At 73.9% G+C, this 2,301-nt stretch carries 1 protein-coding gene; it reads right to left on the bottom strand.

All coding sequences use genetic code 11. The features are described from left to right. A partial coding sequence (locus PV350_RS46155) for a TPM domain-containing protein (RefSeq protein WP_500339255.1) occupies window positions 1-1,940 on the bottom strand: 1,940 nt, incomplete at its 3' end. Window positions 1,941-2,301 lie beyond the last annotated feature (361 nt).

Genomic DNA, 2,301 nt, shown 5'->3' with positions numbered 1-2,301 from the left:
CCGCCGAACATGCCCCCGCCGGCCCCGCGGCCCATGCCGCCGAAGATCTCCCCGAGCAGGATGCCGCCGAGCACCGCACCGCCCATGCCGCTGCCCCCGCGGCGGCCGCCCATGGCATCGCCGTACGGACTGCCGTACATGCGCACGTCCCCCTCGGCCTGCTGCTGCGCCGCGCGGGCCAGCGCATCCGCCCGCTGGGCCTCGGCGAGCGCGGCGGTGGGATCGGAGTCCTGCGCCAGTTCGAGGTGCCGCTGTGCCTCGGCGAGACGCGTCCTGGCCTCGCTGCCCACCGCCGCACGGTGGGTCGTGATGAAGTCCGAAGCGGCGCCCACGGCGCTGCGCGCGGTGAGCAGGGCCTGGTCGAGCAGGGAGCGGGCCCTGCGGTTGCCGGCCTCGTGTGCGCGCGCTCCCGTGAGGGCCTCCTCGAGGGCCGCGTCGGCCTCCTCCACGCGGCGCAGTACGTCGATCGGGTCGTACGGTCCCGCGGCGATGTGCGTCCGCACCTCGCCGACGACCGATTCGGCGCGGGCGATCCGGCCGTGCAGGTCGGCTGTGGAGATGCCCTCGGGCGTGCCGTCGAGCATGCCCCGCGCCTCCGCGAGGTCGGTCTCGGTCTCCGTCAGCGCGCCGGGCAGCTTGCCCGCCGCCTCCGCGAGCTCCTGGGCCAGTCGGCCGACGGCGTCCACGAACGTGCCCGCCTGGTCGATGGCGCCCTCGGCGGCCCGCAGATGCACCGCGGCCGTGCCGCCCGCGCCCGCCGCGACGGCCTCGCGGGCCTGGCCGAGCTGGGTCGCGGCGAACACCAGCCGGTCCCTGGCCTGCTCGACGTGGCCCGTGACGGGCTGGACCGCGGTGGTTGCGTACCGCGTGCCGAGCGTGGTGAGCGTGGCCTGCGCGGTGTCGGTGCGGCCGGTGATGTCCCGCAGCTCCGCCTCGGCGTGCTCCAATGCCTGGGGCGCGTTCTGCTCCAGCGCGCGCAGCCGGTCGAAGCCCTCGGCCTCCGCGTCGAGCCGGCGATTGGCCTCGGTGCACCGCGCGATGATCTCGTCCAGCATGCGGCGCTTGGCCGCGTCGTCCTCGGGCATCGCGTCGTCGAGCTGCTGCCGCAGCCGGAAGGCCACCGTGAGCTGCGACTGCGCATACCCGAGCGCCTCACTGTAGGGCGCGGCCGCCTCTTCGCCGAACTGGGCGGTGGCGAATCCGAGTTCCTCGGTGCTGGTGCGCACCGCGTCGTCCGTGTCGACGAGCAGCTCCCTGGCCCGCTGGTCGAGTTCGGGCAGGGGCAGGGGCACGCTCTCGGTTCCGCTCGGGCCGGGGGACCCCCAGCCCTGGGTGGTACGGGGCCCGGAGCGCTTCCTGCGCCGGGCGTACACGTACCAGGCGAAGGCGAGCGCGGCTGCGATCACCACGACCGGCAGAAAGAGATCACCCGCACCCCTGTGGCTGCCGGCGCCACCGGGGTCGGCCTCGCCCGGGGTGATCGCCGGGGTGGGCACGGGCATGCCCGCGAGGACCGCGCCGATGCCGTCCGCCGCGCCGATGGCCGCCCCTGCCCAGTCGTTCTGCCGCAGCGCCGGTTCGACCGCGGTCTGCGCGACGTCTTGCAACTGGGCGTCGGTCAGCTGCGAGTCCCGGTCCACGGAATACGCGTACTGCCGGTCGTGCGTGGCGACGGCCAGCAGTACGTCGTTCAGGCCGAGGCCGTTGCGCTCGGCGGTCGCGTCGGCCCAGTTCTGGGCTGAGCGGCCGGAGAAGTCACGTACGTAGGCGACGTAGAGCTGCACGCGGTGCACGTCGTCGAGATTCCTCAGTGCCGTTCCGACGGCGCCCTTGCGGTCGCCGAGCGCGTCCACCCTGTCCGTGATCTGGCCGGTCCGCGACAGCACGATCGGATCGTCGGCGCGGGCGCCTGCGGCGGGCAGAACCAGCCAGCAGAGCATTGCCAGCGCGCCGATCACGGCATACGCGGTACGCAGGGTGTGCGAGGTGCGAACGCCTCCGTGCGACGGTTCCCGGCTCCGGTACGGCCTCACTTTGTGAGCGTATTACCCCTTCTGTCACACCGCGACCGAGAACGTCCCGGGCTGGGTCGTCCGCACATCGCCGTACGAGGGGCATCGGTCATGCGTCGAGCCGGTCGACGGCGTTCACGTCCCTGCTTCCGCGAGCTCGTCGGTCCTCGATGCGCCGATGCCTCAGCTGGGTTTGACGGGGGACTTGGGCTGGGTGGGGGGTTGCTGTTGCTGGGGCTGGTCGCCCGTCCCGCCGCTTCCGCCGGAGGACTTGGGCGGGGCCGGGGGC

Source organism: Streptomyces sp. PA03-6a (assembly GCF_033792765.1).
In the GTDB taxonomy this organism is placed as follows: Bacteria; Actinomycetota; Actinomycetes; order Streptomycetales; family Streptomycetaceae; genus Actinacidiphila.
This window is presented reverse-complemented; position numbering and strand designations above follow the sequence as displayed.